This is a genomic window from Azohydromonas lata NBRC 102462 (genome assembly GCF_001571085.1).
GTDB lineage: Bacteria > Pseudomonadota > Gammaproteobacteria > Burkholderiales > Burkholderiaceae_C > Azohydromonas > Azohydromonas lata.
The window spans coordinates 39754-47554 of the sequence record NZ_BCTC01000048.1 but is presented as its reverse complement, the minus strand read 5'-3'; the positions used below and the strand labels follow the sequence as shown (position 1 = coordinate 47554).

10 protein-coding genes are annotated in these 7801 nt (G+C 68.6%); 3 read left to right on the top strand and 7 right to left on the bottom strand.

Annotated features, from left to right (window positions below; all coding sequences use genetic code 11):
* The 6 genes from ALA01S_RS17265 to ALA01S_RS17240 form a co-directional block, all read right to left on the bottom strand.
* Positions 1–1048, bottom strand: a 1048-nt coding sequence (locus tag ALA01S_RS17265) for an efflux RND transporter periplasmic adaptor subunit (protein WP_066338674.1), incomplete at its 3' end; no start/stop codon positions are given.
* A complete protein-coding gene (locus ALA01S_RS17260; protein WP_066338671.1) occupies positions 1045–1608 on the bottom strand; it encodes a hypothetical protein in 564 nt (187 codons plus the stop codon). The genes ALA01S_RS17265 and ALA01S_RS17260, both read right to left, overlap by 4 nt.
* 77 nt (positions 1609–1685) lie before the next feature.
* Positions 1686–2942: a TolC family protein gene (locus ALA01S_RS17255; RefSeq protein WP_066338669.1), complete on the bottom strand. Its 1257-nt coding sequence runs from the start codon at positions 2940–2942 to the stop codon at positions 1686–1688.
* Between the two features lie 117 nt (positions 2943–3059).
* The gene (locus ALA01S_RS17250; protein ID WP_066338667.1) at positions 3060–3428 is read right to left on the bottom strand and encodes a hypothetical protein; all 369 of its coding nucleotides are present in this window, start codon (positions 3426–3428) and stop codon (positions 3060–3062) included.
* A 66-nt stretch (positions 3429–3494) separates the two neighbouring features.
* Positions 3495–3833: a DUF4148 domain-containing protein gene (locus tag ALA01S_RS17245; protein WP_084267668.1), complete on the bottom strand. Its 339-nt coding sequence runs from the start codon at positions 3831–3833 to the stop codon at positions 3495–3497.
* Positions 3834–3884: 51 nt separating this feature from the next.
* On the bottom strand, positions 3885–4202 hold the full coding sequence (locus ALA01S_RS17240) for a hypothetical protein (RefSeq protein ID WP_066338663.1): 318 nt from the start codon (positions 4200–4202) through the stop codon (positions 3885–3887).
* 309 nt (positions 4203–4511) lie between these two features.
* Here ALA01S_RS17240 and ALA01S_RS33150 point away from each other — a divergent pair, with 309 nt between their 5' ends.
* Positions 4512–4856, top strand: a complete 345-nt coding sequence (locus tag ALA01S_RS33150; RefSeq protein WP_066338660.1) for a CzcE family metal-binding protein — start codon at positions 4512–4514, stop codon at positions 4854–4856.
* Positions 4857–5148: 292 nt separating this feature from the next.
* Here the strand turns inward: ALA01S_RS33150 and ALA01S_RS31960 are convergent, their stop codons facing one another.
* Positions 5149–5478 carry a zinc ribbon domain-containing protein gene (locus ALA01S_RS31960; protein WP_084267667.1) on the bottom strand — a complete coding sequence of 110 codons (330 nt, stop codon included), beginning with the start codon at positions 5476–5478 and terminating at the stop codon, positions 5149–5151.
* 193 nt (positions 5479–5671) lie between these two features.
* On the opposite strand from ALA01S_RS31960, the gene ALA01S_RS17230 reads away from it, so the two are divergent.
* Complete coding sequence (locus ALA01S_RS17230) at positions 5672–6364, top strand: heavy metal response regulator transcription factor (RefSeq protein ID WP_066338658.1); 693 nt, start codon at positions 5672–5674, stop codon at positions 6362–6364.
* On the top strand, positions 6361–7722 hold the full coding sequence (locus ALA01S_RS17225; RefSeq protein WP_084267666.1) for a heavy metal sensor histidine kinase: 1362 nt from the start codon (positions 6361–6363) through the stop codon (positions 7720–7722). Before ALA01S_RS17230 ends, ALA01S_RS17225 begins: the two co-directional genes overlap by 4 nt.
* The last annotated feature ends 79 nt before the right edge of the window (positions 7723–7801 follow it).

Below are 7801 nucleotides of genomic sequence, written 5' to 3'. Positions count from 1 at the left end.
TGGCCGCCAGCGTCGCGCCGTCCAGCGGCTGCACCGTCACCACCCGGGGCTCGAAGCGCTCGGGCGCCGCCTTGACCCAGACGATGTTCTGGTTCGACGGGTTCTTGACCAGCGCGTCCGCGGGCACGCTCACGCCCTGGACACGGCTGCGGGTCTGCACAACCACCTGCACCGGCTGGCCGACCGCCAGCGCGGACAGTTCTGGCCCCTCGGCGCGGAACATCAGCGGCAGCGCCTGCTCGCGCAGCGAGCGCGACGCGCCGATGAACGTCAGCGGCACCTTCTTGCCGCCGGCCACGACGAAGGCCGTGTCCACGTCCGCGGCCACGGCGGCATCGAAGGCCAGGGCTTCCACACGCAACCGTGATGGGTCCACCACCTCGAACACCAGCTCGCGCGCGTCCACCACCTGGCCGCTCACGGCATTGGCCGAGGCGATCACGCCCGCCACGGGTGCCAGCAGCGCATCGCGCCCGGAGAGGCCACCGCCGATGGCCGCCATGCGCGCGCCCAGGCTGGCCACCTCGCTTTCCGCCGCCTCGATCTCCTTGCGCGGCACGGTGTCGGCAAGCTCTTTCAGACGTGCCAGGCGCTTGGCCGCCAGGTCGCGGCTGGCCCGCAGCTCGGCCAGCTGCGCGGCCTGGTTGGAGCGCTCGATGGCGCCGGCCGAGGGCACGACGTAGGCCAGCACGTCGCCCTTGCGCACCGGCTGCCCCACGGAGGGCAACCCGCGCGGGCCGGGCTCCAGCCGCCCGGCCACCAGGGCCTGCACCTTGCCGCCGGCATTGGGGTCCATCTGCACACGGCCGGCCAGCTCCAGGGCACGGGGCAGTTGCCCGGCCTGAGCGGCCGACGTGCGCACGGACATCTGGCGTTGCGCGGGCTTGGGCAGGAAGACGCTGCCGTCGGGGAGGCGCTGGGGACCGTTGGTGTTGGTGGCGGGGGCGGCGTCGCCGTGATCGTGTCCATCACCGGCCCGTGCCGGTGACGCGGCCAGCGCCAGAGACAGCAGCGCCAGTGCCCAGTGAGTGCGGGTGATGCGCTTCATGCGGTGGCTCCGGTACGGTTGCGGCGGCCAGTGGCGTAACGCCGCCAGCCCCAGGCCACGGCGCCCAGGGCGCCCAGCGCCCCGGCCGCCCATGCGACGGCGCGCTGCCCGTGGCCGGCATCGCCCTGCTCGGCATGCTCGTCGGCGTGCAGGTCCAGCTCGCCAGCGAGCAGGTCCGTCACGGCACCCGCCGTAATGGTGGCCGTCACCGGCGTGGCGCCAGGCTGCAGCGGCTGCGCCAGGGTTGCCTCGAACTCGCCCTCGGCATGGGGCTGCGCCTTGATCTTCTGGCCGCCGATCTCGACTTCCAGCTGGGCGTCCTTCACCGGGCTGTTGCTGTCGGCGTGGTCCAGGTAGAGGGTCAGCTGCGTGCCGTTGACCACGCCCACCAGCTCGAAATCTTCGGAAACCGCGGCAAAGCGCGGCAAGGCAGGACCGGTGACCGCAGGCAGTGCATCGCCATGGTCGTGGCCGTCGCCGGCCTGCGCGGCCGGCACAGCCAGCAGCGCCAGGGCTGCCGCGAGAACAGCCGCGGACTTGTGGATTCGAGGGGCGTACATGACGGGAGTCGCGGGATGTCGTTGCGGGAAATGCATGGGGGTGAGGGAATACGGTGACGGGTTCATGCGGCGGTGCCTCACTCGGGCAGCAGGCCCATGGCCTGGCGCCATTGCGAAAGTGCCTGTGCCAGCTCGACGCGGGCGCGCGCCTGCAGCCGCTCGGCCTCGAAGGCCTCCAGTTCCACGCGCAGCCGCGTTGGCAGGTCCGCCTCACCGAGCCGGAAGGCCTTGTCGATGAAGCCGCGTGTCTGCTCGGCCAGCGCCGCGCGCTGCGCGGCCGCCTCGGCGACCTGGCGGGCTCCTTCCATGCGGGCCTGGGCTGCGGTGAGTTCGCCTCGCAGGCGCTGCTGCTCCACGGCCAGAGCGCTCTCGGCCTCAATCTGTTCTGCGCCGGCAGCCGCCACACGGGCGCGATAACGGCTGTCCGAGCCGAAGGGAATGCGCACGCCAACGCTGATCGACTGGCCGTAGGCCTCGCCCCGCACGTCGCGCTCGCGCGTGGTGGCCAAGGCAATCTCGGGATTGGCGCGCCGCTGCACGCCAGCCAGCGCCTGGCTGCGCCGCGCCACTTCGGCGCGATCCTGCAGCTCGACCAGCAAGGGATGGGAGGCGGTAATTTCTGTGGCTGGCACCGCCTCGGCTGTATCGGGCAGCGGTTGGGACAAGTCGATGCCCGCAAGCGCCTGGAGCGCTTGCACGGCCTGCGCCTGCACGGCGGCAGCTTCAGCCAGTGCGGCCCGTGCCGCTGCTGCCGCGCCCTCGGCCTGGAGCAGGTCGGCCCGGGAGAGATCGCCCGCGCTCACGCGGCGTGCGACGTCGGTGGCGAGTTGCTGCGTGTTGTCCAGCCGGGCCTGCGCCATGGCGGCCTCAATCCGGGCACGGTGTGCCGTCCACCAGGCGTCCCGGACCTGGCCGGCGAGTCGCAACTGCGCGGCCAGCACGCGGCTGTCGACGGCCTGGCGTTCTGCCTCGGCCACGGCCTGCGTGCGCGAGCGCTCGCCGGGCAGCCACAGCGGCACGGCCACGCCAGCAACGTACTCGCGCTGGCCGTTGTTGCGCACCAGGCGGTCACTGCGGCCCGACAGCTCCAGTGCGGCCGGCTCGGGGGTCCAGCTGCGTGCAGCATCGAGCCGGGCGTCGGTCGCGTCGCGTCGCGCCGCAGCGCCGCGCGCCTCGGGTTGCCGTTGCCAGGCGCTGTCGAACACCTGCCGCAACGTGATGGAGGCGCCGGTGGCGTCTTGGGCATGAGCGCCCGGCGCAATGGCCAGCAGGCAGGCCCATGCCAGGGCGGATGCGGCTCGGCCCGCACCCCGGCCCCAGGGTCCGAATGTCATGAAGTCTCTCGCAAGCGATGCGGGCCGTCGGCCCACGTGATCGGTCAGGCGGGACGGTGCAACGGGCCGCGCAGGCGGCACGTCAGCCGGTCAGGGCCGGCCTCTTCCGTCCGGATATCAGATCGGTTGCGCGAGAGGGGGACGCAGCGGATTGTCGGGATCGCGCTGCGGGAGGAAGCGCTGGTAGGCCGTGGGCACGAAGCCCGGCCCGGATTGGGTCAACGACGTGGACCAGTCCAGCAAGGCCGCGGACCATCCATGGCCCTGGCATGTCGAGCATTCGGCGCCGCAAGACCAGTCCGCGGTGCCGCCCTCGTCGGATGCGTCACGATCCGCAGCAGCCGCGGCTTTGTGCACGTGCTCATGGTGACCAAAGTGCGCCTTGCTGCCGCCTGCGTGCTCATGTCCGCAAGCGTTCGCCGCCGCCGCCCAGATGGCCTGGAACGGCAGCAAAGCGATCAACAGGACAAGCACGAAGCGGCGCATGGGGCAAGTGTATCAACACCATTTTGTCTGCCTCCCATGCATATCTATGGCAGGCCGACTCGAAGATCAACGGCCCTGTGCGGCCGCGTGCAGGCGCTGCTTTTCCTCGGGGGAAAGGCTCAGCGCGTCTTGGCGCACCTGATCGCGGCTCTGGGCCCGCGCGGCCGCAGGGAACGTGTCCAGCGGGGGGCCTTCGCGAACGATCAGGCTCGGGGCGGCCGAACGTGCCTCGGCCTGCACCTGCGCACGGGTCAACGTGCTTGGGACATGCTCAGGGTGGTAGCTCAGGCCCTGGTCCGTGTTCTCCTGGTGCCACACCGTGTTGGCCATGGACAGGGCCGGGGCCAGCAGCGCTGCGGTCACCAGCAGGCCGGTGCAATGGGAGCGGGCTTTCATCAAGCTCATGGGGTTCTCGAAAAGTGAAAAGGTTGCGTGGGCATCAAAAATTTGGCGTAGTCAGGAGCCGCGAAACAGCTCCTGCAGGCGCTTTCTTTCCTCGGCGGACATGTTCAGGTACTCGTTGCGGACCTGCTCGCGCGTCTTGCCCGTTGTGGCGCCCGCGGTGCTCGGCGGCGCGCTCTCGCGCAAAGCCGTGTCCGGCGTGGTGGCGCCCGGGGCACTGCGGCCCGCGGCCCCCGTGCTGCCGTGGTCGGGCTGGTAGCGGTAGCCCTGGTTGTTGTTGGCCGGCACCCAGGGCGAATCAGCCATGGAAACAGCCGGCGCCAAGAGCACCGCGGACAGGGCCACGACAGCGGAGAAATTGCGGGTCTTCATCAGGTGCTTCCTTTCGGTTGGGTGGCCGCTGCATCAGCGACCGTGGAAGCACTGTAGAAACCCATCCGAAACGCGACGGCGTCACGCAGATGACAATTTCGTCATCTTGGCCCTCGCACGGGACCAGGCTGCGTCGATCTGGCACCAGCGCCTTTTGCGCTCGGTGTGCCGCGGCCGTGTCGCCTTCTGGATTGCAAAACCGTCATCAGCCTGCCCGGCTCTCGTAACCCCCCGCCGTTCAAAGTGGATACCGGGATGACCAACGGACGAAACCCCAGCCGGGGCATCCCATGCAATCAGGAGAACACTATGAACTTTCAATCTTTCAGGACCATCACGCTGGTGGGCGCCATGGCGTTGATCGCCGGTACGGCGATGGCAGCGAATGACGCGCGACTGCCCAACGGCAAGTCGATGTACGGAGTGCCCGTCGATGCCAGGGCCGCGACCAAGGAAGTGAACGTTGCCACGACCGGCTACGTGAACGTGTCGTGCGGCGACGTCGTTGTGTTCCGCAACGCGGACAAGGCCTTCGCGTGGAAGTTCGACGTGATCGGCCACCGTGCGGTGGACTTGCAAAGCATTGCTCCAGCGGGATTTGCCAACAAGCCGCTGCGCATTCACGTCGCAACCAACGACATGGAACGCAGCTGACCTTCCCTGGGCAGCCCGCGGGCGGCTGCTCAGGGGGTGCGCGGCATGCGCGCTTCAATGCAGCCGCACCGCGCGCCGTTGCAAAACGCCACGGGACGGTTGACACCGCGACATCTCAAGAGCGCCGGCTGGCCGTTGTGGGCTATGGAGCCGTGCACGCCGCACGTCGGCGACTGCAGTCACCGACGGTTGAAGTCATGCCCCGCGGCTGTCGAATGCTTCAATGCCTTGAAACAGGCCTTGGAGAAAGGCCCCAATCCCATTGGCGCGGATTCCAGAGCCTGTGCGCCGGTCAGGGTGCCGGTTTGCCACACTGGCCGCAGAAGCGGCTGCCTGTTTGCAAGCCCGCGCCGCATTGCGTGCAGGCGAAAGCCATCGACGTACCGCACTGAGGACAAAACTTGCTGCCGACGGGAGTGATCGCGCAGCACTTCGGGCAGGTTGCGCCCGCAGTGGCCTGCGGCACCACGGGCGGGGGAGGAACGTAGCGCTGGCCACTGTCAGGGAATGTGCCGTAGCTGCCGTGGTGGCTGCTGTTGCCGTGACGGCTGCCGCCGTGGTGGCCGCCACCATGTTGATTGCTGCCGTGATGTCCGTCGAAGATGCGATCGAAGATTCCCATGTTCCGGATTCCTTGTTTCTCAAGGTGCTTGAATTCGAAGCTGCCGCTGATTGCTGAGATCGCTGCATGCCGACCAGGGCTGTAAAGGCAGCGGCCATGTCGGCACTGTAGGCACCCGGGAGCGACGCCCGGCGAACGGCAACATGACAAATTCGTCATCTTCCCCAGCGACTGAAATGGCGACAATCGCGCGATGCGAATACTGGTGGTCGAGGATGAGAAGCGGGTCGCCGAATACCTGCACAAGGGACTGACGGAAAACGGCTACGCCGTGGACCTGGCTCACAACGGTCCGGACGGCCTGCATCTGGCGCTTGAGGGCAGCTACGACCTGGTGCTGCTGGACGTGATGTTGCCGGGCATCGACGGCTTCGCCGTGTTGCGCGCCTTGCGGGCCGTGCTTGCCACGCCGGTACTGATGCTCACGGCCCGCGATGCGGTGGACGACCGTGTGCACGGCCTGCAGCAAGGTGCCGACGATTACCTCGTCAAACCGTTCGCATTCTCAGAGTTGCTGGCCCGCGTGCAGGCGCTGCTGCGCCGCGGCGCGCAACAGCCGCAGCACGCGGAACTGGACGCCAACCGGCTGCGCCTGGCGGACCTGGAGCTGGACCTGGTGCGCCGGCGCGCCACCCGGGCGGGGCAGCGCCTGAACCTCACGGCCAAGGAATTCCTGCTACTGACCCTGCTGCTTCGCCGCCGGGGCGAAGTGCTCTCGCGCACCGTCATTGCCGAGCAGGTCTGGGACATGAACTTCGACAGCGACACCAACGTGGTGGACGTCGCCGTCAGGCGCTTGCGCAGCAAGCTCGATGATCCCTTCGAGACGAAGCTGCTGCACACCGTGCGCGGCATGGGCTACGTGCTCGAGGACCATGCACCGTGAGGGGGACGCCGGCACGGTCGCTGGTATGGCGCCTGTCGGTCTGGTCGGCGATCCAAAGCCTGATGGGACTGGCGCTGGTGGCGATGGGGGTCTACCTTGCCACGGCCTGGAGCCTTTCCATCCGGGAGCAGGAAACGCTGGAGCAGCGCCAGGCCGTGGTCGAGCATCTGATCGAGGAAGCTGCCGCCAATGCCGATCCAGCGACGTTGCGCCACAAGCTTGACGACTTCTTCGTCGGCACGCCGGGCATTGGGCTGCGCCTGGAACTGCCTGACGGCAAGCCGCTGTACGAGCACGCGATGCAAGGCAGCCAGGACCACACGCGGAAAGCCACATTCAAGCGGCCTTGGCCCCTGGATCCCCAGGGCTCGATCCGTGGTGCGCTGACGCTGGACACGGCCCTGGACGACAGCTTGCTGGATCGCCTGGCGGCCATCCTGCTGGTCAGCGCCCTGGCCGGGGCGACGCTGATTTCGCTGACCGGCTCCGTGCTCGTGCGCCGCAGCCTCATGCCCGTGTTGGCGCTGTCGCGCCAGATCCGCTCCATCGAGCCTGCGGGTCTGCACAGCCGGCTTGACGGCACCGGCCAACCGGAGGAGATGCAACCCGTCGTGGAGCAGTTCAATGGACTGCTGCAAAGGCTGGAGCGGGCCTATGCGCAACTCGAAGCGTTCAACGCCGACGTCGCCCATGAGCTGCGCACGCCCCTAACGGCGCTCATCGGCCACAGCGAAATCGCCCTGAGCCGGCCTCGCTCCGTGCAGGAATTGCAGGAAGTCATCGGCACCAACCTCGATGACCTGCGGCGGCTTTCGGGGATCGTCAACGACATGCTCTTCCTGTCCAAGGCGGATCGCGGGGCCAGGGCTCGCCGCGTCCCCATGGCCAGCGTCGCCGAGCTCGTCAACGAGGTCGTGGAGTTTCACGACGCGGCGTTGCAGGACGCCGGCTTGCAGTCACGCGTGACCGGCGACGCCTCGGGCGCCTTCGACGCGGCCCTGTTGCGCCGCGCCCTGTCCAACCTGCTGGCCAACGCCACCCGCTACGCCAGCCCGGGCACCGCCGTGGAGGTGAAAATCGCGATGCCTTCGCCTGATGTGCTGCAGCTGGTCGTGAGCAACCAGGGCGAGGACATCGGGCCCGAGCACTTGCCGCGCCTCTTCGATCGCTTCTACAGGGCGGAAGCCTCGCGCGAGCACAGCGACCTCAATCACGGCCTGGGACTGGCCATCGTGGCCGCCATTGCGCGAATGCACGAGGGGCAGGCGTTCGCGGACTCGCGTTCCGGCCGGACCAGCATAGGCCTGCGACTGCCCGCCTCGGTAACGGTGGCGAGCGCTGAAGATCGCCAGCGCTGATGCCGGCTCCGGCCGACTGCGACGCACTGCACCTGTGCCCTGCCTGCGGCGGCCATTGCAGTGCCGAAGAGAATCAGCG